The organism is Thermosporothrix sp. COM3, assembly GCF_059696735.1.
The window spans coordinates 7,588,975-7,613,446 of record NZ_AP019376.1 but is presented as its reverse complement, the minus strand read 5'-3'; the positions used below and the strand labels follow the sequence as shown (position 1 = coordinate 7,613,446).

General features: G+C 51.3%; 24 protein-coding genes and 1 pseudogene. 18 read left to right on the top strand and 7 right to left on the bottom strand.

The window, feature by feature from the left end:
- Positions 1 to 11: 11 nt before the first annotated feature.
- Both KTH_RS32450 and KTH_RS32445 read left to right on the top strand, forming a co-directional pair.
- Positions 12 to 2,852, top strand: a complete 2,841-nt coding sequence (locus KTH_RS32450) for a helicase HerA domain-containing protein (RefSeq protein WP_111326098.1) — start codon at positions 12 to 14, stop codon at positions 2,850 to 2,852.
- The gene (locus KTH_RS32445) at positions 2,849 to 4,732 is read left to right on the top strand and encodes a hypothetical protein (protein WP_497623071.1); all 1,884 of its coding nucleotides are present in this window, start codon (positions 2,849 to 2,851) and stop codon (positions 4,730 to 4,732) included. Before KTH_RS32450 ends, KTH_RS32445 begins: the two co-directional genes overlap by 4 nt.
- Before the next feature lie 298 nt (positions 4,733 to 5,030).
- Here the strand turns inward: KTH_RS32445 and KTH_RS32440 are convergent, their stop codons facing one another.
- The 3 genes from KTH_RS32440 to KTH_RS32430 all read right to left on the bottom strand — a co-directional run bounded on the left by KTH_RS32440 (position 5,031) and on the right by KTH_RS32430 (position 5,779).
- Entirely contained in the window at positions 5,031 to 5,252 is a 222-nt protein-coding gene (locus tag KTH_RS32440) for a helix-turn-helix transcriptional regulator (RefSeq protein ID WP_111326096.1), read from the bottom strand.
- Positions 5,253 to 5,380: 128 nt separating this feature from the next.
- Positions 5,381 to 5,626, bottom strand: a complete 246-nt coding sequence (locus tag KTH_RS32435) for a hypothetical protein (RefSeq protein ID WP_497623069.1) — start codon at positions 5,624 to 5,626, stop codon at positions 5,381 to 5,383.
- Between the two features lie 24 nt (positions 5,627 to 5,650).
- Positions 5,651 to 5,779, bottom strand: a complete 129-nt coding sequence (locus KTH_RS32430) for a hypothetical protein (protein WP_497623067.1) — start codon at positions 5,777 to 5,779, stop codon at positions 5,651 to 5,653.
- 316 nt (positions 5,780 to 6,095) lie between these two features.
- Between KTH_RS32430 and KTH_RS32425 the strand changes: the two genes are divergently transcribed.
- Together KTH_RS32425 and KTH_RS32420 are read left to right on the top strand one after the other, a co-directional pair.
- Positions 6,096 to 7,376, top strand: a complete 1,281-nt coding sequence (locus KTH_RS32425; RefSeq protein ID WP_497623065.1) for a helix-turn-helix domain-containing protein — start codon at positions 6,096 to 6,098, stop codon at positions 7,374 to 7,376.
- 17 nt (positions 7,377 to 7,393) lie between these two features.
- The gene (locus tag KTH_RS32420) at positions 7,394 to 7,756 is read left to right on the top strand and encodes a hypothetical protein (RefSeq protein WP_497623064.1); all 363 of its coding nucleotides are present in this window, start codon (positions 7,394 to 7,396) and stop codon (positions 7,754 to 7,756) included.
- A 336-nt stretch (positions 7,757 to 8,092) separates the two neighbouring features.
- Here KTH_RS32420 and KTH_RS32415 read toward each other — a convergent pair.
- Positions 8,093 to 8,281 (bottom strand): annotated as a pseudogene (locus KTH_RS32415) (laccase domain-containing protein); the annotation flags it as partial.
- 931 nt (positions 8,282 to 9,212) lie between these two features.
- On the opposite strand from KTH_RS32415, the gene KTH_RS32410 reads away from it, so the two are divergent.
- The 7 genes from KTH_RS32410 (at position 9,213) to KTH_RS32380 (ending at position 17,487) form a co-directional block, all read left to right on the top strand.
- Positions 9,213 to 9,449, top strand: a complete 237-nt coding sequence (locus KTH_RS32410) for a hypothetical protein (protein WP_497623062.1) — start codon at positions 9,213 to 9,215, stop codon at positions 9,447 to 9,449.
- Positions 9,450 to 9,614: 165 nt separating this feature from the next.
- Complete coding sequence (locus KTH_RS32405; protein ID WP_497623060.1) at positions 9,615 to 9,743, top strand: hypothetical protein; 129 nt, start codon at positions 9,615 to 9,617, stop codon at positions 9,741 to 9,743.
- A gap of 167 nt (positions 9,744 to 9,910) precedes the next feature.
- Entirely contained in the window at positions 9,911 to 10,180 is a 270-nt protein-coding gene (locus KTH_RS32400) for a hypothetical protein (RefSeq protein WP_497623058.1), read from the top strand.
- Positions 10,181 to 10,187: 7 nt separating this feature from the next.
- The gene (locus tag KTH_RS32395; protein WP_497623056.1) at positions 10,188 to 10,325 is read left to right on the top strand and encodes a hypothetical protein; all 138 of its coding nucleotides are present in this window, start codon (positions 10,188 to 10,190) and stop codon (positions 10,323 to 10,325) included.
- 351 nt (positions 10,326 to 10,676) lie between these two features.
- The gene (locus KTH_RS32390; RefSeq protein WP_497623054.1) at positions 10,677 to 10,886 is read left to right on the top strand and encodes a hypothetical protein; all 210 of its coding nucleotides are present in this window, start codon (positions 10,677 to 10,679) and stop codon (positions 10,884 to 10,886) included.
- Positions 10,887 to 11,672: 786 nt separating this feature from the next.
- Entirely contained in the window at positions 11,673 to 15,104 is a 3,432-nt protein-coding gene (locus KTH_RS32385; RefSeq protein WP_497623053.1) for a hypothetical protein, read from the top strand.
- A 19-nt stretch (positions 15,105 to 15,123) separates the two neighbouring features.
- Positions 15,124 to 17,487, top strand: a complete 2,364-nt coding sequence (locus KTH_RS32380) for a hypothetical protein (RefSeq protein WP_497623051.1) — start codon at positions 15,124 to 15,126, stop codon at positions 17,485 to 17,487.
- Positions 17,488 to 17,506: 19 nt separating this feature from the next.
- On the opposite strand, the gene KTH_RS32375 is transcribed toward KTH_RS32380, so the two are convergent.
- On the bottom strand, positions 17,507 to 17,779 hold the full coding sequence (locus tag KTH_RS32375; RefSeq protein WP_497623049.1) for a hypothetical protein: 273 nt from the start codon (positions 17,777 to 17,779) through the stop codon (positions 17,507 to 17,509).
- A gap of 127 nt (positions 17,780 to 17,906) precedes the next feature.
- Between KTH_RS32375 and KTH_RS32370 the strand changes: the two genes are divergently transcribed.
- A complete protein-coding gene (locus tag KTH_RS32370) occupies positions 17,907 to 18,104 on the top strand; it encodes a hypothetical protein (RefSeq protein WP_497623047.1) in 198 nt (65 codons plus the stop codon).
- Positions 18,105 to 18,164: 60 nt separating this feature from the next.
- Here KTH_RS32370 and KTH_RS32365 read toward each other — a convergent pair whose 3' ends face one another.
- Complete coding sequence (locus KTH_RS32365) at positions 18,165 to 19,367, bottom strand: helix-turn-helix domain-containing protein (RefSeq protein ID WP_497623046.1); 1,203 nt, start codon at positions 19,365 to 19,367, stop codon at positions 18,165 to 18,167.
- A gap of 208 nt (positions 19,368 to 19,575) precedes the next feature.
- On the opposite strand from KTH_RS32365, the gene KTH_RS32360 reads away from it, so the two are divergent.
- Positions 19,576 to 19,818: a helix-turn-helix domain-containing protein gene (locus KTH_RS32360; RefSeq protein ID WP_497623044.1), complete on the top strand. Its 243-nt coding sequence runs from the start codon at positions 19,576 to 19,578 to the stop codon at positions 19,816 to 19,818.
- Here KTH_RS32360 and KTH_RS32355 read toward each other — a convergent pair.
- A complete protein-coding gene (locus KTH_RS32355; protein WP_497623042.1) occupies positions 19,775 to 19,975 on the bottom strand; it encodes a helix-turn-helix domain-containing protein in 201 nt (66 codons plus the stop codon). The genes KTH_RS32360 and KTH_RS32355 overlap by 44 nt on opposite strands.
- A 411-nt stretch (positions 19,976 to 20,386) precedes the next feature.
- Between KTH_RS32355 and KTH_RS32350 the strand changes: the two genes are divergently transcribed.
- From KTH_RS32350 to KTH_RS32330, 5 genes are all read left to right on the top strand, one after another.
- Positions 20,387 to 20,893, top strand: coding sequence for a hypothetical protein (locus tag KTH_RS32350; RefSeq protein ID WP_497623040.1), 507 nt, complete (start codon positions 20,387 to 20,389; stop codon positions 20,891 to 20,893).
- 370 nt (positions 20,894 to 21,263) lie between these two features.
- Positions 21,264 to 21,500 (top strand): hypothetical protein, encoded by a 237-nt coding sequence (locus KTH_RS32345; protein WP_497623038.1) that lies wholly within the window; start codon positions 21,264 to 21,266, stop codon positions 21,498 to 21,500.
- Positions 21,494 to 22,471, top strand: coding sequence for an MvdC/MvdD family ATP grasp protein (locus tag KTH_RS32340; RefSeq protein ID WP_497623036.1), 978 nt, complete (start codon positions 21,494 to 21,496; stop codon positions 22,469 to 22,471). Before KTH_RS32345 ends, KTH_RS32340 begins: the two co-directional genes overlap by 7 nt.
- Positions 22,468 to 23,628, top strand: a complete 1,161-nt coding sequence (locus KTH_RS32335; protein WP_497623034.1) for a methyltransferase domain-containing protein — start codon at positions 22,468 to 22,470, stop codon at positions 23,626 to 23,628. The genes KTH_RS32340 and KTH_RS32335 overlap by 4 nt, the downstream gene beginning before the upstream one ends.
- Positions 23,629 to 23,690: 62 nt before the next feature.
- Positions 23,691 to 24,260, top strand: a complete 570-nt coding sequence (locus KTH_RS32330) for a TGS domain-containing protein (RefSeq protein ID WP_497623032.1) — start codon at positions 23,691 to 23,693, stop codon at positions 24,258 to 24,260.
- Positions 24,261 to 24,472: the final 212 nt, after the last annotated feature.

Here is a 24,472-nt window from a genome sequence, read left to right as displayed (position 1 = left end):
GGGAGATCCAGATGCTAAGACGACCACCGTGCACTGTTCACCTCGTTCCGGGCCGGATGGCCCCCGAACGAACCCAGGAACGCTACGAAGCCTGGGAAACCATGCTGCAAGGCATGGTCTTCGATGCGACTACGCCTCTGGCCTTTGAAATCACAGGCGAAGGCCAGACCAAAACCAAACGCTTTCTGCTACGGGCTTCCTCGCCACAAACACTTGATCACGCGCTCTCTCAGCTTCAGGTGCGGGTCCCCCAGGTCCAGGCGCGTCCCCTGCTACCGCAGGAGGATCCGCTGACCCTTGAGAGAGGGGAGCGCAGTTCGGTCTGTGAGCTACGGGCAGGAGCAGACGCCTATCTCCCGTTACGAACGATGAAAGAAGCAGACCCCTTACGCGGAGTGCTTGCAGCGGTCAGCACCCTGCCGCCAGACCTCCGAGCAGTAGCCCAAATCGCCTTGATCCCTCTGCCTGCCTCCTGGTCACAAGGCTATCTGCGAAAGGCATTGGAGCACCCGCTTGAACAGGAACGGCAGGCCCGGCGCGAAGCCCTCCTCACGTCGCGTGCCCCCAGTGGCAATACGCTGCTGCTGCTCTGCCTGCTCCTGGTGGGACTTGTGCTCTGGACAGTCTTTGGCGATCCGGCAGCACTCACCACCTGGGTGCGGGCGCTTCACGCGGGGCAGATGCCCCGCCTGCACACGCTGGCACAGGAGCAGCTCCCTCTCTGGGGTGGTGCTGGTGGACTCGTTGTCCTGGTCCTGCTTCTGCTCCTGCAACTGCTGCGACGCAAACACCTCTATCTTGCGTCCAGGCAGGTCGAACAGCGACTCCTCCAATGTGCCTATCGTGGCAGAATCTATCTCTATGTCATTGGTCCCGGGACGCGCATGGCGCTCTTGCCTCGTTGGTGGGCGCTCACACGACGGCTCTGGCAGGGGCTGCGTCAGCAGCGTTCCTGGCCAACCTCTGCCCAGCACATCACGCACCTCTGGCGGCTCACCTGGCTCGAATGGCAGTGGCGTGCCCGCCAGCAGCAGCGCCGCCACGATGCCCTCACGCATCTGGCCGCAACCTATCGCCAATTCGATTCCTCTGCTGGACACTTTGTCCCCAGGACGCTTCCAGAGCGACGCGCTCAGGCGCTTGCACAGGGACGGTGGGAACAGAGCGTGCCCCGCTCGCGACACTATCTCACCGGTGATTTCGTCGCACGAGCCTGGAATCTGGCGCAGGCCGCGCAGTTCACCGATGTTCCAGGTTTAGAACAGAAACGCTCGCGAAGCCTGCTGGTCCCACAAGCCCTGGTAGCACCGCTCGGGGCACCCATCGTCGGCGTTTCCGAGCATGCTGGCCAATCCCTGCCGTTCGCCTTTCCCCCGGATTTCTTCCGCTCTCATGTGCTTATTGCGGGCAAGTCGGGGGAGGGCAAGTCAACCTTGATGCTCCACCTGGCCCGCGCAGCCGCCCAACACGACCAGGCGCTCTTTGTCCTGGATCCGCACGGCGATCTCGCCCTTGATCTACTGCGCTTTCTACCTGCTTCACGCAGCGCGGATGTGGTCTTGCTGGATCTGGGAGATCCAGACGTCTGCGTCGGGATCAATCCCCTTGATGCCTCCGCCGGGCAAGAGCGGGAAGTGATCATTTCCACACTGATCACCACCTTTGCTCGCATCTGGGAAAACGGCTGGGGACCACGCATGGAGGCCTCCTTTCGCATGGCGCTCGCCACCCTCTATGAAGCCAATCTGTCCCTGCTGGAGCAGGACCGCGCTCGCGAGCAGTATACCTTGCTCGATGTCTTTGCCGTCTTGATGGATGAGCGTTTCTGCCATGCCGTCTTGGCCCTGGTTCGCGATCCGTTTGTGCATCGCTTCTGGTATCAGTACTTCGATCCTCTCGATGGGCGCCAACAGCGCGAGCGGATTGACCCGGTCCTCACCAAAATGGTGCCCTTTGAAGCCCGGGCCGCGCGGGCCATCGTTGGGCAGAGCTGTTCCACCGTGTCGTTCAAGACACTCTTACGCGAACGCCGGATCGTGATCATCCGTCTTGCCGCAGGAGAAATCGGCAGCGCGACCGCCTCCCTCCTCGGCGCAACCCTGCTTGGCCTCATGCTCTCAGCGCATCAACAACAAAGTGTCCTGCCAGAAGCGGAGCGGGTGCGCTCGACCTTGATTATTGATGAGTTCCAGAGTATGGCCGGCGCTGATTATGCCCTCCTTTTAGCCGAACTGCGCAAATATGGGGCAGCGGCGGTGCTGGCCACCCAGTCGTGTGAGTATCTGACCACAGTATCCCCGACCCTCTTGCCCACCGCGCTCGCCAATTGTCAGCATCTGGTCACCTTTCGGCTCAGTGCAGCCGATGCCTGGACACTCCACCGCGAAATGCAGGTCGAACAAGAGGATCTGGTCCTGCTCAACAGATATACCTGTTACCTGCGCCTGACTCATCAGTCCCTGGTATACCCCACCTTCTCGTTGCGGCTCCACCAACCAGCGCTCGACCCGGAGGGCTGCATTGGCTGGTTCCGAGCCCGGAGCGCGGCCTTTACTCGCCCGCGGACCGAGCTGGAACAGGAGCTCCAGCACCACCTTGCGGCGACCCTGCGGGCGCAGCCTCCCCAACAGGAGGCCTTAGCGCAGCCTGCCGCAACAGGGGAGCCCGCCGCAACACCATCGGCCCCACCCGTCCCGGAGCCACCCCCAAAGAAGCAAGGCCGTTCAAGAAGCACCCGGTTTGCCAAAAAGCGGGAGCGGTCGGTGCAGCGGCAGCTGAGCACCTTCGATGAACAGGACAACGAGGAGATAGAGTCTGCGGAGGACGCGGAGACAACAGGAGCGGAGCGATGACCAGACCCGCTGCTTCCCTCTCGCTGGCGCAGCGCTGTCTGCGCTGGCTGCTGCATTATCCACTCCAGCGCGTGCCTGATCTCGCCCTCGGGCTCGGTGAGGCGGATACAACCGTCCGTCGAGCCCTCAGTACCTTACAGGGGCAAGGCACCATTGAGGCCTGTACCCTGGCAGGAGAGGCCCATACCTGGTACGTGTTAACCCAGGCCGGACTGGAGATAGCCGCGAGCCTTGAAGGGATGACGCCTGCTGCCGCAGCCGCTCTCTGGGAGACCGATGAACGGGGCATCCTGCGTCTGCTGACTCGTTTCTCTCACCTCCGTACCCTGCAACCACGCATCAACGCCACGGTTGCCGAGGCTCCTCGAGCTCTGGCGCAGCAGGGGACGCCCGCACAGGTACGCTGGTGCTGGCGACGGCCTTCTGTCTTGCCCGTGTCCTCAGGGAGCAAGGGGTGTGAAGCGGATGCAGCACTGCTGCTGCGTCGAACCGCTCCCGGCACCCTCGAGATAGCCTCGACACCGCCTGCCTGGTATCTGCTGCTTTGCTTCTGTGATCTGGCGCAGCACAGTCACTGGACGCCCGCCAGAATCGTGCAGCGTTTGCGTCCCTGGGCCCGCTTACTCGATACACAGGAACGTCTCCCCTTCCGAGAGCAAACCCCGCTCTTGCTGGTCCTCGTGCGCTCCGCCTTGCAGCAAGAGCGCTGGCATCTGGCACTGCACATCATGCGACACGACCAGAGGCAGCGAGGCACATTGCCTCTGCTCATCACAAACCTGACCACCGAGCCGGAAGAAGCCTCCTTCTGGCGGATGAACTGGCGAGATGGGGCAACTCTGCGCCCCTGCCAGATGCGCGAGCACCTCGTCCCCCTCTCACGCGAGGCCATCCCGCCTGGACTCCTGCCCGGGTCACGGCTCCTCCCGTCGAGCGCCCTCCCTGCCAGCTCGGTCCACCCTTTGCGGCGGGGACCGCTACAGCCTCGCGCAGAGCGACAAGTGACCCCCCGGGTTCCATCTGTTTGGCGTGAGCATCTTGCCCTCTGGAGCCTTGTCTTCCCGCCGCGCCTGGTTCCCCTGCTCGAACTCCTCTGTGCGCATCCGCTGCTGACCGCTCCAGAAGCTGCCGCCCTTCTGGACACCCCCTCGGCAGCTTCCTGTGAGCGCTATCTGCGCCTTCTGCACTCCTGGCATTGTGTGACGGCGCAGAAGCAAGCAGGAGAAACGCGCTGGCAACTCGCGGAACGGGGCCTGCGACTTGTGGCAGTCTGGCAGCAGCTCCCCCTTTCTGCCCTGGCAACAGACACCGACGGGCAACTGCGTCAAACCGGGGTGGCCCGCCTCGAAGCCCAATGGAGCCATACCGCTGGCGTCCTACGCTTTCTGGCGGCCTGTGCGCAGGCGCGACAACAGGCACCAATGCGGCTGATATGGGCCACCACCCACCTCCAAGACCCGCTTCCGCAAACCGGACGCGGGAACCGCTCTGTTGTCTATCCCGATGCCACCGTGCTGATGCAAGCAACCGGTGCTGACAGACTTCCTCGGCGCTCCCGACTCTGGCTTGAATGGGATGAAGGCTCCATGGGCAGCAGCCAGCTTCAGGCCAAACTCACTGCCTATGCTCGCATCCTGCCTGGCTGGCGCCCCCTGTTCCCCGGAGAAACAGGCACCGTGCTTATGGTTGTCCCCGATCTCGCTCAATACCGGCGTGTCCAGGACGTGGCGCTTGCGGTGACTCGCACCACTGGCATCGTGCTGCCACTGGCGCTTACACAACACGCATCCATCCAAACAAGAGGCGTCCTGGGTCCTGTCTGGTCCCATCTCACAGCAACCGGCTTCACCATGCCACGCTCGCTTTGCACCTCCACATAAATTCCCGTCGGGCTGGCGAGCACATGTGCTCGCCCCTCCGTTCCTCTCTGCCGCAGACAACAACGCTTCTGCGGCTTTACACCGTTCAAGCCAGCTCGCTCTAGACATGAATGAAGGGAGCATAGAGAAGAAAGAAGAGCTTCGGGCACCTGGACAGGAAACCAGAAAAAAAGAAAAGAAGGGCCAGATGGATGGCCCTTCCAGGTTCCACGGTTCCCGGCGCTTGACGCTCGCTCGGCTCACCGGATGTGAGGAAAAAGGAAAGAAGCAATCTCCTCAGAGAGACTACCAACACCGATCAATGCGACTGCTTCTTTTCCACAGGCATAAACCCGATCTCCTCGTAGGGAATATGCAGAGCCTTTTGCAACGCCATCAACTGCTCAATATTGCGAATCACCCGGTTCTGCGTTTCAATGGTCATAATCGTGTTGCGCCCCATCCCAACCCGCTCCGCCAATTGCTTCTGGGTCAAACCATGTACCACTCGATAAAACCGAAGGTGTTTCCCGGTCAACATATGATGCTCCTTTCACAATACAGCAAGACTCTCTGAGCCAGGCTCCAAAAAACGACACCCATCAACGGTGGTGACACGAGCCCCTTTCCCCACCAGGAGAACGTTTACGCCTCTCTCTTCTCCATACTTCATGAGGTGGAAACGTCTCTCGTGCCGCGCATCCGTTCTTGCTCGATCAGTCGTTCTCTCTTCTCCGTGAACTGAGCAAGTCCATAGAGCTGAAGTCGTTCTGGTTCCGAAAGCGTCTCCAGGTGACGCGCTGCCAGTTCTGCCATCTGGCGCTGCACCGCTACCAGCGCCGTCGCCAGTTCTGTGGACGAGAGCATCACCACATACTGTTTCTCAACAATCCTCGGTTGCTGTTTCCGCTTCATATACCTTCTCTCCTCTTCCGATCATCATCTGACCAGACACCTGGCACACCCGCTCGCCCACCCGGCCCCTCCCAACACTTCCAGCCGCCGGAACGTATGGCATGAGATCGCCGCCACAACTGAGATACTACGGCGCATCGCCTCATTGCTCATGCAATGCGCGCGTGCAGCCACACCACCTCGCTGCTGGTGACCTCGCTCATCTCCTCCCCGCTCTCATCTCTCCGTCTTCCGTCCCTACCACTCTGCAAAAAGAGTTCCTCAACACATCGAACACGTGTTACCATCATTCCCATCCTCTCCAGCAAGTGTGAAAAGCACATATGCTCATCTTCTCTAAAGGACAAAAGTATGTCAGAACTCCATGCAAAGGATGATAAAATATGTTACAGTTCATAGTATGCACTTTCTCTGATACAATTGCAGTAAAAAATCGGCAGCTTTTCGGCAGCTTTTTCAGGAGAGAGCAATGGACGATGGAAGTGGAAAGTCATATGCGGTACAATGGAGTACAAATCTCAAGCAGGTCATCAAGGCACACGGATATACCCTTCAGGAAGTTGCACATGCGGTTTCTATCGGGTACCGTACTTTGACAGAGTATTGCGCCGGTCGCAGTCGACCATCGGTGAACTGCGTTCACCACATCGCCGCTTTCCTCGGCTGCTCACCATCTGATCTTGTTTTTGTTCCCCTTGATAGCCTGAGAGAAAGCGATAGGAGTGAGATGGATCAAACACGTCGGGACATGCTACGACTTCTGGGTATGGCAAGCAGTGCCCTGGTTTTTCCTGATCATATCGACATTGAGCGGGTGCAGTCCTTTTTTGCCCGGTCGACCCATCTCGATGAGACAACGTACCAGGAACTTGCCACAATCAATCGAGGGTTCTGGACAGCCTATCAAGAAACACCGCAGAAACTCCTCATTTTAAAAGACATTCAAACCCACCTCTCTCATCTTACCCGATTGTTGCACACCGCTTCATCCGTTGGCGAACGAAACCATCTCAGTCTCCTTTCAAGCGAACTCGCACAATTGACCGGTGAAATTTTCTTTGACAGCAACCTGTACACCGATGCGGCTCACTGTTATACCTTTGCTGCTCAGGCAGCAAAAGCAGCGCAAGCATGGGATATATGGGCCTGTGCACTCGCAAGACATGCCTTTCTGCCCCTGTTTGAACAGGAATATGAGCAGGCACGTATCATTCTGCAAGGGGCCTCTGTTCTCGCTTCCAGGGGAACCGCCCCGGCTGCACGTCAATGGGTGGCAGCCCTCATGGCACAAGCGTACGCAGGCCTTGGGGCTCTTGATCCTTGCTTGCAGGCATTTGAGAGAGCAGAAGAAGGACAGCATCTTCAAGGGGCCTCCAACGGAACCTGGCTTCGTTTTCAGGGGGACCGTGTACCAGAAGAAAAGGGAGCCTGTTTTGTGCTGCTCAAACAGCCTGCGCGGGCTCTGCCTTTGCTTGAACAAGCCCTGACACAAACAACCTCAACAGTGCGACGTCGGGGACTTGTCCTCAGGGATCTCGCACTCGCCTCTCTTCAACAGCAACACGTCGAACACGCCTGCTTGTATGCAGAGCAGCTTCTGGGGCTTGTCCAGGAGGGACACTCTGGCCTCCTCCTGAAGGCACTTCACATCATTCGAGCAGCCCTCAAGCCCTATCAGCAGCAGGCCAGCGTGAAACGCTTCGAGAGGCATTTTCGAGAACAACAACACGCAAATATATTCACGAAATAAAAAAGGAGAAAAACAATATGGATCGTGAAAATGGTGGCCGTCTCTTTCGACACGCGTGGATCGCAGGCGTGAAACGGTACTATCCTGGGACGCCAAAACCCGGCTATATCGCTCCCTGGGAAGAGACGCCGGCATGGGAGCAAGAAGCCTGTAAAAGTGTTTTCGAACTGGTGGTAGGCGATCTTCACCTCCACGGGATTCGCTCTCCTGAAGAGGGAGGCCAGCGTGTGCATACATTCTGGCTTGACCAAATCAAGCGCTTGATCGAGCAGCCGAAACCCTCCTATCTGGCGCCCTGGGAGGCTCTTCCCCGCTGGCAACAACACACTGATATGGATATCTACCAGCAGATCGTGCATGAAGCACAGCAGCACGGATAAGGCGCTCTGCTCACCACAAACAGAGAAGCGCGGGATGTCACGGCGTTTCTCTGTCTCTTCTCGGAGAAGCGTGGTGGTCATGACCCATCAAGCAAGCAGATATCGTTCTTCTCTCATCATACTTCTCAACAGCCCGGCTTGTCTTGGCCAGAATCAGAGACGCTGTCACCAAATGACCTACCTGACGGCTCTTCTGAAGCTATTCCCTGTGTTGCCTGAAGGAACTGCGGGTCATCCTGTACATCCTGCATTTCTGGCAGATCCTGAAATTTTCTCCATACCTTGCCTCCTGTTACGATAGCGACCCCTATGCAAGCCAGGAGAGGCACTTCAGCGTCACATCAAAACGCAGGCAAAACGACCTGTTTTTCCCTGCTCCTTCCGATAGGAATAAAATGCATCAACGTGACATGCTGTACACAGCTCCGGTCCTCTAATGTGCTCCGGGCGTACACCATGTGCTTCTAACTGCCACCGAAGAGCAGACCACATATCAAAATGTATGCTCCCCGTTGGCTGTAGCCCTTTCTCGGTGAAGAGTGATCGATCATCTGAATCCGATTGCCGTGGACAAGCTGCGCTTGAACGACAGAAGCAGGATTAACATCCAAAACCTGGCAGAGCCTCTGCCGATTTCTGATGACATGTCATCCTCGTCTCCAACGCGTGAAGAGAGATTGAGCGAGGAGAGCGGGCCACAACTTACTCCCCCAAGCCGAGTCGTCGTGATGCAGACAAGAGATGAGAAAGAATCAAAGAGCGTGTAGGTGTAATAGACGAGAGGTTCTCGTATCTGTCATTTCATCCTCACCACTTTCTTTTTCGGTAATCTGTGATACTATCCTTTTTGTAGTGTACGGTATTGAGAGAAGGAAAAACAACAATAGATATTACAGGGACACAGGTTTGTAGCACACCAAAATTGGAGATAAGAGCAGCACCCTTATTTTTCTGCCATCATCCTATTGAACCAAGAAGATATGAATAAAATGGGAGACAAAGCGGAAATGAAGGAAGGAATAGAAAAAGAGATACAATGCTTCGGTGAGCAGATAACACGCGTTGCATCTGCTCGATCACATACTATACATCGAATCGGTCTCAATCAAATGCCATTTCTTCCAGAGCATTTCCATGTTCGAGACTCCTTCCGTTATGTTAGAACATATCAACGCAACCCACAGCTTTTGTATGATTCACCGACTCTATGAGCGCAAAGAATCGAGCAGATTTGAAGCAAACAGGTGGTGTTTGAGACCCACTTCCCCGAGTGCCTGGTTTCCAGGGACACTTCACTCCAGCAAACAGGTGAAAGGTGAGAAGGGCATGGAAGAGATGCGGTTCGAAAAACGTGCCACTCTTCGGGGGCTTTTGCGCGAGCATCCCGACTGGTCGCTGCGTGCGTGCCCACACCTTGCGCATGTCAGTAGGCTGGGTCTGTAAGTAGCAACAACGCTTGCTCGCCATCCCCTCCAATAATCTCTCGGTCTTGCATGCCTGCTCACGCGCCAGACGCACGCCGTTTCCTGACGTGTATCCGTACATTGTGGCTCGCATCGTACAGATCCGAGAGCATCCGCCCGAGCAGGTGCAGCGCGTGCCGGGAGCTCGCACCATTCGCGCCTTCCTGCTGCGCGATCAGGAACAAGCCCAGTTAGGCGTCTGGATTCCCTGTTCGGTCGCCACTCTCTGAAAGATCCTGCGGCCGCAGAGTCTCCTTCTCGATCCTCCCCAGCGGCAACACAAGCGGCTTTCCACAACGCGAGCCGCTTGAGGAGATTCATATGGACAGGCAAGGATGCCAGTATGCCTTCTACCGATGCCGATGAGAAGCGGATGCACGTGGTGGAGGTGCTCAATGCGGGTCGATGCAGGCACCTCCATTTTGGTGGAGGCGGTGGTGCGCGATGAGTTCCGAGCGGAAACGTCCTGTGATGCCGTGGTGCCCTTCTTGCGGCGCGATGGCAGCCCACATGCTGACTTGTGATTGCTATCCCTGATGGAGGGGTAGTGCCCCAGCACGGGACGTTCCCTCCTCCTTGAGGCGCTTTTTGCAGTGTGTAGGCACCATCCCAATATGATCCCGCCCAGCGGCCTAATCAGCAAGGCTTTGTCGAGCGATATCATTGCCTCTCCAAATAGGAATGCCTCCTGGTGCATCGGCCTGACACGCTCATGTCGGTGCGTGAGGTCACTGCTGCCTACCAACACCACTCCAACGGGCAGAGACCTCATCAAGGCCGTGCCTGTCGGGATCCGCTCCCCGGGTGGCTCATCCACAGTTGCCCCTTCTGCCTGCGCTCCACGAGCAGGTATATCCCGATGCCTGGCTACGAGCCATTGATGACCGCCTCTACTCGGTGGGCGTGGCCTATGCAGGTAGTTCGTCACGGTACTGCTGCGAGCGGCCAGCCGGAGCTTTGAAATCTAGTTGGATGGCCGGCTGCTCAAAACGGTGCCGATCAAGGGATTGGTGGGCCAACTGATGGCGTTGGAGGCTTTTGTGGCCCTGATGCGTACCCAGACGGTGGCCCAAGAGCGCAAAGCCAAGCAGCACGCCCTCACATGACGCTTGCTTTCCTCGTAGCCGCCCCCTGTTGGAAAGCCATCATGCCAAGCGTACAAGAGAGAGAGGGCTTTTTTTGTCTTTGTCCAGGGGCTTCCTGATCTTTCGTGCCTCCTCCTTACTCCTGCTCGCGCTGAAGTGTGTGACGCTTTGTGTCCCTGTACGCTCTCTTGCTTTCCGTTCTTCTCGGAGCGTGGCCATTCACGATCTGCTCGATCTTTCCCACTCACTATGGTGATGAAGCATACAACCGTTTGCGGAAACTGCTCATCATTTCGGACAAACCGCCGAAAGCGCTTCACGGGGCATTCCATGGCCACCATCGCGGCAACAGGCTAAGCGCGGCTTTGTCCTGTGGAAGTTTTACGACAACCAGCTCCATACCTGCCTGTGCCGCCGCTTCTCGTGGCGCTTCACGGGTATAGCCCTAATCCCACAAACGCCATACGCACGCTTTCGCCAATCAAGTGCAGAACCAAGTTGTATCAGAGCGGCCATCTGCTCACGATCCTGAGCATTGGCAGGCGTCACCAGCAGGTAGGCCAGGGTTCCACTGCGATGTGAAGCTCGCTGCCCTTGCGTCGTTTCGCTCCATCGTAGCTTGCACGACTTCCGCCGTCCGGGGTCGATTACAACGTACGAATCTCAATGATCGCCGCGTTTGGTTGGCTACGCCCTTCACTCTACCATGCGCAATGATAGGACATTCATAGAGCATCGAGCTTCATCTCTTTGTCCCTGTCTGGCTCGCAGGAGCCAGGCGCACTTCACCTAGTTCTTCGGCGACCAGTCAGCCGTTCTTATGTGTGTGGCTTTTGCAGAAAAGCTCATTACAAGCATGGTTCAATTCGTATCTATGTTACTACGATACTTCTGTTATATAGTGGTGTTACTATATTTCAAAAATTTTTAAATGTTCTATTTTTTCTAAGATACTTGCTTCATTTAGAATACTAAATATTCTATATTATTCTGCTAAGTTCATTATAAAACCAGGATAGGATAACATTAATAACAGTAGTATTTTATTGCTTTTGAATTTGTAAATTTCTATATTTTTAATCAGTGGCCTGTATTTTGATATGTCTTTAATAAGAATTTATATATATTAGATTTACATAAAAACCAAAGTAATATATACTCAACACATTCTTTGAACATTTAGTTTTTATGTGAGGTATAGCTATTAACACTTTTAATGAGGATCGACCGGGATATGAGCAAATTTACATCTCCGCTATCCAACAACATAATGATGGTTTAAAGCGAGCACCAGGAGGTACAGGAATAGGAAAAACCGGTGCCATTGATGTAACCATTCATTTTCCTGCATTCTCGCAGAGAAAATTTATGTATCTCGCAAATCTCAAGCAACTCGTTGAGGCCGCGGGGCGTTACGAACATACTCTTGTTCTTCATAGTGACCGAGATACTGTTTTCTTCACCCTACGCGATAAAAAACAAGCTTTTTACGAATTATTTCAGGATGAGGTATACCTTCGGTCTTCTCTCATGCGGTGGAATCAACGTCACCGAAATATGAAGGTTGATCTGGCCAAAGTAAAGCGCGCATGCCAAGCATTTGAAGAGATCCTCGCAGAACATAAAACCATTCCTTCATCCTGTGAGGAGCAAATGAGTGATCATGCACGTACGATCATGCGCTGTTTTCAGGCGGCAGTGCTCGGAGCGAAGACGAAACGGGGCAACAGTGCAGCTTATCTTTTTCTCCTCAACCATCCAATCATTCAGGCTCTATTCCCTTTTATCGCCTTTAAGCAGCGACCTGAGATACGCCTTATCGCACTTACAATTCAAAAAGCGTATTATGGCTTCTTTGATGGGTCAAGGCAGCTGAATTTGATGACACTGACAAAAGAGAATGGTGGCTATATCATCTTTTTGGATGAGTTTGACTACCTTGAAAATACCCTTGTTAAGCTCATTTGTGAGTCTGCGCAAATCACCAATCCTTTTCACTTTGTCCAGCTTTTTTTTCATGCAATGGAAGAACACAAGCTTCCTCATGGGCCCTATCCCAGTTCGCCAGAGCTACGGGAGCAATTAATTAACATCCAACAAGTGATTAAAGATCTCCAAGAGGAGACCAAATTACAGTATCCGACCATTTATCAATTTACTGGAAAACTTTTTGAAAGTGATCACCGAACAGGAAGCAAATCTTCTTCTCATGTTATTTTCCGCACACAACACATCGTACGCACTGGCACTCAGTATGTTCGTCAAACGAATCGTTCGTTTGAATTATACTCTGATCCTGCTGCTGAAAAGGATGATGTAGAAGAGGAAGAGGAGCGTAAGGCTCTTTCTGCCTTACGGCTTTTTAGTGCGGTGAGTTATGCATGTGAGCTGATTATCCGGTTCTTCCGAGACTTACGCAATAGTAATGATGAGCTAGTATACCAGGAAATTATGCGTCATTGTTTTCAGGATACTATTTACCCTGATGAATTGGAGCGTATTACGCAATATATTGTGCCTCATCAGCAAGAAGATGGGACTGATCTAGGGGCACTTCTCGAACGGGGGTATAGCTTGTATGATATCTATGATCCGCAGCAGATCACGGATGAGGAAGAAGTTGAGGTTCATCATTATGGTATGCATGTTACGCCTGAAGTGATATTACGAAGCTTGGTTCAAGATAACTTAGTTTTTGGCTTATCAGCTACAGCAGATATTCCCCGTTTTGTGCATCATTTTCATCTGGGTTGGATGCACCAGCAAATGAAGATTCATGAAATGACAACAGAAGATGTTACATTAATACAAGCATTAAATCAGGAAAAAGCAGAGAAAAGGGGGAACAGCATTTCACTTCATATTGTGCCGGAGCTCAATGCAGTCGATACTGAACAATATTCCATTGTTAACTATATCCGTCAAGTAGCCAAAGATGAAGATTTTGGTATAGATCCTACTGGTTATCGTAAGCGCCGCGTAGAGCTCTTCTTTTCAGTACTATTGCAACTTTGTCAGTCTTCGATTGTGGAGGAGGTAGATGCTGATCATTCGCAAGTAACTAATACAACGCTTCTTTTCTTGAATACCTTTCGTCAGATACGCCTCTTGTTTGAGCACTATCCTAAGCCGGAATCAGGTATCTTTTCTATTACTAAGCGCTCGCAGAGCAATGATCTCGATGTTTTTGAGCTTCTGATCAAAGGAAGAACGTTTCTTATTGCATTCTATAATGCCAGGCAGGGCAATAAAATGCGACAGCTTGAGCATGTACAACACGCCTTCGATCAACTCTTCTGGGAAGGGAAGCCTGTAGTCGTCGTCACTCAATATAAATCTGCGGGTATCGGTATCAATCTGCAATACTGGACAACACCAGAAAAAACACGCCGTATGGATTTTACCCGTATTGGCCTTCTGGAAACACCCTACTATTATTTCGGAAATCCCCTCGATGAAGATCTGACCGAACCTGAACGGATCGCCTGTTTGAAAGAAAATATTTGGTACCTGGGAAAACTCTATTCAGGAAAACTACTTTCCTTAGCCCAATTCCGTCAGATGTTGACTACCATACATGCTTCTGCAGGTTGGAATAGTAGCTACCACAAACAAGCTTGTACTAGACATGATGCTCACCTCAATTCGGTCACAAATTTTTTTCAGGCGCTAGGCCGTATTGACCGCATCTGGGAGAAGATGCCCGACCAGCAGGCACTGATCAGCCAGGAAGTCTATCAACATTTCCAGCGTTTTTGTCTTCCTGAGTTTGAGCAGTTGCGGGCAGAATACGAGGCCTTTATGCCAAACAATTTGCGCCAGATCCTACTGCAAGTGAGTACCGCGCTCACTCAAAAGCAGAAGGAGGCACGTTATCTCAAAGATGCGCGTCTCGTTGCTCAGAATCATCGCTGCCAGGAGGCTATTCGCCCTTTGTTATCTCGCTTGGAGGGGATACGCCGAGGTGCCAATGATTCTGAAGCTCGCCAGATATGGCAGCAGATGCGCCAGGCCGCGCTCAAACATGACTATTCCAACTCTGTGCTCCAAGACTACGCATGTGTTGCTGAGTCCCCCTATTATCAGCAAGGAAGGCTGCTCTTAACTCGCGAAAATGAGATTCTTCCCCCTTACATGCTTCTTGCGGATACTTTGCTCTGGGATATGAACCTTCTCTACCGAGTGATTAAGGATAACCAGGTTGTTCAGGAATATTTCCAGACGCAAGGCTATCGTTTAGCATTTCCACCAGCGGGTAGACATTTTCTTACTCCTTACTGCTTTCAGGCTATTCTTAAAGGTGCAATTGGTGAGGAAGCCATCACAGCTATTCTTCTCGATGAGGGACTCGTGCTTGAAGAGCTCCCGCAAATTCTGACCGAAACGGCAGATCTCAAAATAGCTCATTACCCCTATTATTTCGATTGCAAGTTTTACAATGAGTATACGCTTGGGCGTTTCTCTTTGCCGAAGGAAGATCCTGATTGGCACATCAAATTGAATGATGAGGCCTTCCGTGAGAGTTCATGCAGAAAGGTTGCTCGTTTACAATCACAACATACAGAGCCAGTCAAACTGATCTATTTGAATCTCGTTACTACACAGCCTCGTTCGCTTGGTTACTATGATCTTGATTTCCAGGAAGTAAGCTTCGCTGATGCCTCTATTATTGTTGTCCAGGGTATTCTCCATGGGACAAAGCCGAACGTCTACCACAATGCCTTTACCCGCTTTCTCCGAGATATCTCGCAGGTTGTACATCTCAACAAAGATATCCTGAGAGAAGTTGTAACAGAGTGAAAAATAAAGGAGCAATGACATGTCTGAACAACGAACTATCCCGACTACAACATTACTCATTACAAAACCGACAGACTTCACCATGTTGGATGCAGCATATCAACTGTTACGCTATGAGCTACCAGATAATTTGCGCTGGAAATTCAAAAAAGCGAAGAATTCCTCAGAGATATGGGCAAGAATGCAAAATAGTCTACAGGAGCAAATAAAATCTCCCTATCGCGTCTTTACCCATGATCGGCTAGATGGCGGTGCTTATGATAAGTGGGTTGTCTATGTCCTCGCTCCTCGCCATACTTCGTCTCAATCTATCATATTGCCCTTTGAGAGTGATGCAGCACTGCCACACAGACCTATCGCATTTACTGATCTCGCCTTTCACATGGTTATCAAACTATTACAGGTTGCACATATGCACGGGAATCAAGCGGGACGCTTTACTGGTCAGGGTCGTTGCTATGTGCATGCCAAGAATGCTAGTAAAAACTCTCATATCTGCGTACAACTTGATATGCATGAGGATATTCTTACTCAGGAAGAAGATCAGTTACGCCGATTTAAGGTAGAAGCACAGGCAAAGCTTTTCCTACGCTGTCATGCAGATGAGTATCTTTATCCAGGTGAGACCTATTTTTGCAAAAGGAATGCGCCTGACAGCGCTGTTTATTTTCTCCAGATGAAGCTAGATGCGATCAAACGACTGAAAGAGGAAAATGGAATTTTCTATAAAATAGGAACGAGGCCAGGGAAAAAGACAACTCTCGCATATCATGATCTCAACCATATAGATGAGAGTATTGGAAAGATTTTGTCTGATTTTATCCGTGACTTCCGTCAATTTCTGGCACGGTTTGGTATTGAGAGCCAATCACAGATTCGCACCTTTAACGAGTATATCCCTCCCAAAGAAAGTGAGCTGTGCCTGAAGAACTACTCGCAGCAAACTGTTTATGTTTTCGATCATCGGAAAAAGAAAACATTACCATTGCATGCCTATCTTCAACTGTTCGAGAGCATGCGCCCTGATGTGCATTTTCTTGGAATTGACGATCTCTCGCAGGTGCAGCAGCCTATACTGGTACTTCAAGATTACCAGCGAAAGGATTTTCGTGAAAAAGGAATATTTGCTGGCGAGGTTGATCCGTATCAGAAACTATATAGCAAATACTGGACCCTTCCAAAGCAATCGCTCAATATTAATCTCCTAGATGCGAAAGACCTGAATACTGAGGAGTATCTGTCTTATCCTCTACCAAAGCCCGATCAACTCCAGCACAAACTAGATACGTCTCTAATGCAACTATCCTTGAAGTCTATTATCTACTCAGACAATCCGTTATCGGGATGTTTACCATTTTTACCAAAAGAGCTGACGTACATATCTAAGCAACGCAACGTTCCTGGGCTTCCTGCACCATTTGAAACAATGATGTATGTAGAAGATGATCAGCTTCGCTTTTTGGATCTACGTGATTCAGAGCAACGGATACAGGCGCAAGAACGATGCAGGCTACTGGGCGTTGATTTGCGTGAGTGTTTGGAGCAGATGATATGTAAATATAAACGAGAGAAGAAATCTGAAGATGAGCGGGAACTCCCGAGCTATCGCGTAATTATAGGTCCAGATCTTTTTGTCGAAATCGAAGACTGTAAAGAACGCGTGCTCTATGCATACGATGAAATTGTTAGGCGGCAAGGAGAGGCAAAAACACTTTTTCCTGTAGAAATTTTCAAATTGTTACCATATTATAATACCGTAAAAAACGATGATCATCTCCCCCTGGAAGAACTTCAACAGCGGGGCCTTCTTCAGAAGAAGAGAAGGCCCCAAAATAAAAAAGAGGCAGCTTCCCTACAGTTTTACTCTCGACTCGAAAAATACGATGCTTACCTCGACGATATTCAGCTAGAATATCCGATGCTCTCCTTCCTTCAGCTGATAGATAAAGAGATGCCATTTATCAAGATGATTCGCTATATTTTCGAGATACAGGAGAATAAGCATGGCAAATATACCAATCACCAATTTATCAGATATTATCAGAAACGCGGGTGGTTTCAAAGCGATAAGGCAAAGGATGTGCAGATGTACCAGGGAATCTGGTATGATAACGAGCTCCGTTATATGGTTGGTGCAACAGAAGGGATGAAATTCCAGCAGCCACGTGCCCACCTTATTCGGCGTTTTGATGTCTATCAAGATGCAGGACACTTTGACATTGAGTTGATGTTACGACTGCTTAGTGTCCAGTTTGTTCGGCTTGGACAATACACCGTTTTTCCCTATCCGTTTCATCTGATCGATCTCTATGTAGAGAGTCTTCTTCTATTTCGAGAAGAGCAGAGAAACAAAGAAAAACTGGCAGCGACACAAAACTGCTAGAAGCTGTTAGGGCTCATGCCTATGTGAATGAGCTGAGAAAGCATGAGCAAGTGAAGATCACGACATGCAGACCAACAACGATGAGCGGCTTTCGCTCATCGTTTCGGACACACGCACCGAAAGCGGCTACCCCAAGCTCGTGGAAAGCTCCACTGACCCATCGATGCGGCAAGAGCACAAAGCCTCGCGCAGGCTTATGGCAGCTTGACCACCGCCAGTTCGATGCCTGCGTGCGCTGCCGCTTCTCTCGGGGCCTACCAGTGTCGCCTTGATCAACAAAGGCCAACTGCACGCTCTAGCCCCCAGCTCCTGTACCAGCTCTACTAGAGTTGTTACCTGGTCTCAGCCCTTTTTCATCCGCAGGGCTCACTAGCGCAGAGTTCATTGAACAAGCACTCCAACGAAATCTCCGCCGGGAAGTGCACCTTGATCTTTCTGAAAAGCGGCTCCGCTCGATCATCGACTACTACAACTTGATCTGGAATACCCGCGCTCACTATCATCCCTGTCTCGTGCAAATGGCACACAATCTACTCGCCTGGATGCAGCGCTCACAATCCCCAGAAGATGCGGGAACAAACTGGGAGGCTTTTTTCTCCGCCTTCCCTGTTCCTTGAGCAAAATGAGGGCCTCAGAAAAGCGGACGCCTGGAAGCGCTTTCCTTCCAGGCGTCAAGGTTACGCAAATACCTCTGGATGCTTGGCTTCGAGCAGCTTTACTCCTAGCTCAGCAACCGGAACAGCTTTTCCGTACGATGTCTTTTTCAAACTACTATATACTCGCTCAACCTTGTTCAGAATAGTATACGACTGTATCTCAATACCAATCGTCAAAGCATCAGTTGCAAGCTGTGTTGCAAGCGGATATTCTCTCTGATCAAACCATGCCTGTGCCTGGAGGAAAAGACTATAGGCATACCGCCTCTTTCTCCCTGCATTGACTGGAACCTTCACCAACGTATCCAGTCCATCTGATGCAGAGCGCAGCTTTCCATCTGAATTATAAAGCCATGCCGAAGCCCTATTCAGATAATAGCCTTCTCGATTAAACCGAATGAAGTATTCATCGGGTTCCTTCTGGGCCTCATCAAGAGCATTTGAAGCAACATCCAATGTTTTCATCGCCTGTGTAAGATCTTGCTGGTCTTTTGCGGCTTCTGCCATTGCAAGTCCCAGATTCGTCTGAATTGCGCCCTGGAGTTGCAGAGAGTCAGGTTTTTTGCTCAATGCTTGCTGAAAGTCCATGATAGCAGCATCAAGCTTTCCTTGCTGATGATAGGTCAGGCCTCTTCTCCATAGGACAAGCGCCATGATATTTGCATTTTGCTCAAGAGACTTCGCGATCTGATAGGCATTATTCTGGTACTTGAGCGCTTCTGCAAACCGGGCATGATCGCGAAACACACCGGCAAGAAATTGCTGATATTCACAGAGCAGCAGAGACAAGTCTATTTTCCTTGAGCCACTGGCATAAGGCAGTTCATCATGAATGCTATAGATTATCTCCATGACATTATCAAGCATATCAGCCACTGTCGTGGCATGGTGCTGTTTCTTATACCGTAGCAGATATCTCCTGGCCTTCTCCAGATCGACTTTCTCTATGGAGAGATCAGCAGCAAGAGCGGCGTTGGTATTCAGTGCCTCCAGCCCTAACGCCGCTAAAGGAATATCAAGCAGGATCGCCAGTACATAGCGTCTCTTCAGGCGCTTGGGTACCTTGTTGTATTCTTCCCACATGCGAATTGTGTCCTCACTAATGACAGCCTCTCCTTTAAAGAAGCGACTATAGACATCGGCCAGATTCTGGCGCGACCATCCCTTCGCTAGCCGGGCTTCTTTTATGATTTCTCCGTAGGTTTTCTCTTGCGAGGCTAGCATTTTCTTCTCCTACCAACAAAAACATAACCTACTCAGAGGACCTTCTTGTCCTCTTCATAATTCTATATTACAATTCAGAAGCACAAGTTGTCTACTGAGCTTTTTGCAAATCCTCTTGCCAAAAAGCTCACTCATCTTGTTAAGCTTGTAATAGAAGAAAACAAAAGGAGCCGTGTAAACAGAGCAGTTTACAGCGAAGAGGAGGAAAATGCTTCGACTGATGCTGAAGGAGATTCTGGCTGAAAAAAAGATCAGCCAGAGCGAACTAGCACGCCGATCAAAGGTGCATCGGCGAACGATCAGGAGATATTGTAACGATCCATATCACAAGGCACGAACTGACATTCTAGGCAAATTAGCAACAGCATTGAAGATAGAGGCGGCACAGCTTCTTCAAACAGTACTACCTAACGACGCTCATCATCAGGAACGCTCTCGACCAGATCTCTAATATCGACTCCCAACGCTTTCGCCAATCTGTCGAGCGTATCAGTCGAGACCGACCGATATGGATTCTGGAAGATACGTTTGATCGTATTGAAGCTCACATCTGAGGCCCTGGAAAGGGTTGATTGATTAAAGCCCCGAGCTTCTGCGATTTCTCTCACACGTAGGCGTATCATTCTTCTTTCAATTCACCTATCACCCGTTTGAACGGATTGTAGCAGAGAACTGATGTTGACAGTATTAGCAAAATATGGTTAATCACATATTGCAATTGCATTTTGTGGTTAACCATTCAATGAAATACGTTCTCGTAACATCATGTCGTGTTTATACCTCTGCTCATAGCACAAAGGAGGGCACGTCGTGGAAGACTATATTGTAAAAGCCAGCGAGACAGAGCGCGGCGAGAGAGAGCTTTACAGGGGACCAGATCCTCAAGCCGCCCGTGATGCACTCGAAAAAGCAGCGCAAAATCCGGCCTATTCTGGCTTCAAAGCTCCGTCTTCACCATGGAGACAGAGAATTAGGTGGCTATCTTGAACGCATTGGTTCTAGAAAGAAGGGAGCTTCGCATGAGCAATGCAACAACGCCAGATCGAGAGCCAATTGAAATGCTTGAAGATCAAAAGCTCTTCGAGTTCATTGATCGCCATCTTTTTGGTTTTTCCTTCTGGTGCACAGGACCATGTGACTACTGGTTCCAGCGTGGATACCTGGACATCTACAAATGTCGAGTTTGCGGAACTCAGGTTTTGAGTGACGGCTTCCATCGACTACCAGCACAGCATATCCGAAGAGTACCTTCATATCGCTCTGAACAGATTATCGAGGCAATGAAGGGGCAAGCAAAAGCTGTCCAAAGACAATTTATCCTTGCCTTGAGAGTCGCAGCAGGCGAATCAACGGCCACCTGTCATTCAACCACAACAGTTCTGGCCCATGTTCTTTTCAACATGACGCCGAGGAGCACAGCAATTGCAGCTCTCCAGGCGCTCCGCATCATCGATGCACGCGGCAAAATCATCGAACAATCTACAGACAAAGACACATTGGAACAGAAGGCAATGGATGATGTTTGAAGCATATCAGACAAGAAAATTTATTACCCCAGAAGGCAACACCATACTTACCCCTGTTGCTATTGACGCATGGAGAACTATCAATGAGATTTTTTGAAAATGGCGTTCAGTGGTGCAGACTCTCTTTCCCTCCTGGGAATTACTACAAATTGATCTTTCCTCCCGGCCTGGAACTCCAGGAGCTACACAAACGCAACAAACAGCACGTCCAGGGAGAGGTAATATGGCAGATCCGATGCAACCAGGCGACGCTGATCTTTTACCGAAAAGCAGACACGATTCCAACACGTACGTCTTCGTTTGGTTCTCAACATAGAGCATGCTCAGGCGTTTGTGCCTTTGCATAGAATTAGATAAGCGGAGGTTCATCATGATGCAAACAACGATCGTCATTCCTTTTCTTCTCCACTTTTCCGAAGCAGCACCACAATCACAGTATGGTGATGATACGATCTATGAGACGGTGAGCAAGACGAGTACAGACGGCGTTATCGATGATGATGTTGCAGACGACACTGATCTGAGTTCTGAGGCAGACTGGGACGATCAGACAGGGCTCATTGCTGACTCAGGAACACGAGATGATGAGGATTACTCGCGGTGGTAAAAAACGTACTCATCCTCACTGACGCTCTTGATGCCCATGCACCACCGGTCATTGAGGAAATTCGCCGCCGCGGTGCCACTACCCATTGTTTTGATCTGGCCGATTTTCCTGAGCGGGTGCGCTTACAAGCGCATCCCCCAGCCCAGGGAACACTACAGTATCAAGATCAGACCATTAAGCTTGAAGCCTTGACGAGTATCTGGTGGCGCAGGCCACATCGCTACAAAGCTCCAGAATGGTATGAGCCAGGTCTTCAGGAATTTCTAGAGCGGGAAACGTATCGCGGCTTTATCGGCGTTCTGGAAAGCTCGCCGGCTCTTTGGGTCAGCCGAACAACAAATATTCGGCGGGCAGAACTCAAAGCTCTCCAGTTGGCTACCGCGCAGAAAATGGGACTGCGTGTCCCTCGCACTCTGATCACGAATGATCCAGAAGCGGTCCGAGCCTTCTCTGAGACCTGCCAGGGAAAAATCATCGTGAAACCAATCGCCCGAGGGATCATTGAAGGAAAGTGTCCAGAAAAATTCCTTTTTACCAATGTGGTCCAGGAGCATCATCTTGAACCGAGTATACTGGAAGGTGTACGATCGACGGCCCATCTCTTTCAAGAAATGGTTGCAAAAGAGCTGGAACTGCGCGTTGTTGTGATCGGTCGGCACATTTTTGCAGTGGAGATTCATTCACAGCAGAGTGAGCGAACCCGACTCGATTGGAGGCGCTGGTATCCTGATCTCTCATATGGTATCCATCACTTGCCTGCAAGCATTGAGAACAGGCTGTTCCAGCTGGTTCTGTACTTCGATCTCCAGTATGCATCAATGGATCTCATTTTGACACCAGATGGGGACTATGTCTGGCTCGAATTGAATCCGAATGGTCAGTTTTACTGGCTTCAGCGTGAAGTCCCTCACCTTCATTTAAAAGAAGCAATGGCAGACCTATTGACGTCTCCAGAGGAGTATTGCTTATGATGACGCAAGCCAACTCCGAACCCTATCGGCAGGCCCTGGTTTCCTCGATGCAAACTCGGGGATCTGTGCGCTCTGATACGATCATCCAGGCCTTTCTGCGTATCCCAAGAGAAGCGTTTGTTCCCTTCTTCTATCAGCGCCGTCCTGCAAGTCGCAAGCTGGAATGGGAGCGCCTTGACAGCTCTCATGAACAGTATCTTGAGCTGATCTATCGTGATGAGCCGCTGGTGACCAGGGTAGATGAACGGGGCTGGCCTATCAGCTCTAGTTCTCAGCCTTCAGTGATGGCTTTGATGCTTGAAGCTCTGGACCTCAAGTCAGGCCAACACGTCTTAGAGATCGGTACCGGCACCGGATACAACGCCGCTCTGCTGGCAACCATTACCGGACAGCCAGAGCATGTCACGACGGTCGATATCAATCCTCAAATAACCGCACACGCACAGAGAGCCCTCCATACTGTTATTGGTCCTGGCGTTCACGTCTTTCTGGGGGATGGCATTTTCGGGTATGATGCAAAAGGACCATACGAGCGGATCATTGCGACGGCCAGCGCTCCAACGATTCCTTCTGCCTGGCTGCATCAACTAGCACCGGGGGGCAAACTCGTGATGGATCTTCAAGGATCACTCGCCAGTAGTTTGCTTGTGCTTGAAAAGCAGGGGCAAAGCGTCAACGGGATGCTCTTTGATACTCCTTTGTACTTTATGCCTCTGATATCCGATCATATCGCGCATCCCTCAGCACACATAGACTATGCACGCTATCTGCGCCAACCCTGTCGTGAAGCAGCCCACCTCGAGAAAGAGCATCCATTCCCCTTGCTGCTCCAACAAGATGCCTTCCGTTGGTTCTTGCAATGGAACATTCCAGGCTGCCAGATAAGGGAACGGGAATTATCAGGAAAGCAGGAAAAACACATTTTTCTCATCGATTCCAGACGACAAACCATCCTCCGTTTTCTACAGGAGGAGCGAGGTTGGCAAGTGAGCGTGTATGGACCTCAGCCTCTCTGGACCGATGTTCAACACCTCTATGAGCAATGGAAACAAGCAGGAAAACCAGAAAAGCGCTCGGATTATGCGGTGCAGATCCAGGGGAAAAGCATCATCCTCTCGACGGCTCACCTAATCATTCCGCTTGCGGAAAACGCCTGACCCTTGCACAGTACCACCATTCCTTGTCGTGAGACGAGGCACAACCAGGCGTGTTGTGCCTCATGTTATATTCTGTCACCTATGGGATTGCCAGCTTCTGGTATCTGAAAGATCGCATGGGCAAAGAAGGCTCGCCCAAGAGCTGGAAGCGCTCCTACAAGGAGATGGTAGCCTGGATTGAGCAGCTTCGCCAATGGCAGCAGGAGCTTCCTGAGAGCACTGACGAGTGTGTCGAAGCGTTTAAAGGGGATGTCTTCCAGGATCAGATCTTCGTCTTTACGCCGAAGGGTGAGGTCAAGGATCTGCCCCGCGGGTCCACGCCGCTCGATCTGGCCTATCGCATCCATACCGATCTGGGTGATCACTGTGCCGGTGCTCGCATTATCACCAACATGGATGAGAGCGGACGCCTGGTTACGCTAGATTATGAACTCAAAGGTGATGAGATTGTTGCTCTTCTGACAAACCCGGCTGTACATCCGACCCGCGATTGGCTTCCCTTTGCCCGCACAAATGCGGCCCGCAACAACATTCGACGGTCCCTCAAAACCGATGAACGCGAAAGCCAACAAGCAGATGCTTCAGCTCCTGCCCCCGCTTGCCAGACAACTACAATGACGATTCACGCCTAGGATCGTCCGGGCTTATTCCGTGATCTCGCCGCAATTTTTGCTGATGGCGGGGCTCAGTCTCTTCTCCCACGTGTTGCGCAACGAGCTAAGCTCAGGGAAAGCGGTGCGCACGAGACCGGCATGAACCCCGCATCAAAACGAAAACAGAAAAAACATTCTGGTGATTGAATAGCATCAATGAAAGAGAAGTGACCTTGTAAGGAGATATTGAG

Coding starts and splice junctions, on each gene's coding strand:
- KTH_RS32450 (WP_111326098.1), top strand. CDS start 12: ATGCTAAGACGACCACCGTGCACTGTTCACCTCGTTCCGGGCCGGATG.
- KTH_RS32445 (WP_497623071.1), top strand. CDS start 2,849: ATGACCAGACCCGCTGCTTCCCTCTCGCTGGCGCAGCGCTGTCTGCGC.
- KTH_RS32440 (WP_111326096.1), bottom strand. CDS start 5,252: ATGTTGACCGGGAAACACCTTCGGTTTTATCGAGTGGTACATGGTTTG.
- KTH_RS32435 (WP_497623069.1), bottom strand. CDS start 5,626: ATGAAGCGGAAACAGCAACCGAGGATTGTTGAGAAACAGTATGTGGTG.
- KTH_RS32430 (WP_497623067.1), bottom strand. CDS start 5,779: ATGAGCAATGAGGCGATGCGCCGTAGTATCTCAGTTGTGGCGGCGATC.
- KTH_RS32425 (WP_497623065.1), top strand. CDS start 6,096: ATGGACGATGGAAGTGGAAAGTCATATGCGGTACAATGGAGTACAAAT.
- KTH_RS32420 (WP_497623064.1), top strand. CDS start 7,394: ATGGATCGTGAAAATGGTGGCCGTCTCTTTCGACACGCGTGGATCGCA.
- KTH_RS32405 (WP_497623060.1), top strand. CDS start 9,615: ATGCGGGTCGATGCAGGCACCTCCATTTTGGTGGAGGCGGTGGTGCGC.
- KTH_RS32385 (WP_497623053.1), top strand. CDS start 11,673: ATGTATCTCGCAAATCTCAAGCAACTCGTTGAGGCCGCGGGGCGTTAC.
- KTH_RS32380 (WP_497623051.1), top strand. CDS start 15,124: ATGTCTGAACAACGAACTATCCCGACTACAACATTACTCATTACAAAA.
- KTH_RS32365 (WP_497623046.1), bottom strand. CDS start 19,367: ATGCTAGCCTCGCAAGAGAAAACCTACGGAGAAATCATAAAAGAAGCC.
- KTH_RS32360 (WP_497623044.1), top strand. CDS start 19,576: ATGCTTCGACTGATGCTGAAGGAGATTCTGGCTGAAAAAAAGATCAGC.
- KTH_RS32350 (WP_497623040.1), top strand. CDS start 20,387: ATGAGCAATGCAACAACGCCAGATCGAGAGCCAATTGAAATGCTTGAA.
- KTH_RS32345 (WP_497623038.1), top strand. CDS start 21,264: ATGATGCAAACAACGATCGTCATTCCTTTTCTTCTCCACTTTTCCGAA.
- KTH_RS32335 (WP_497623034.1), top strand. CDS start 22,468: ATGATGACGCAAGCCAACTCCGAACCCTATCGGCAGGCCCTGGTTTCC.
- KTH_RS32330 (WP_497623032.1), top strand. CDS start 23,691: ATGTTATATTCTGTCACCTATGGGATTGCCAGCTTCTGGTATCTGAAA.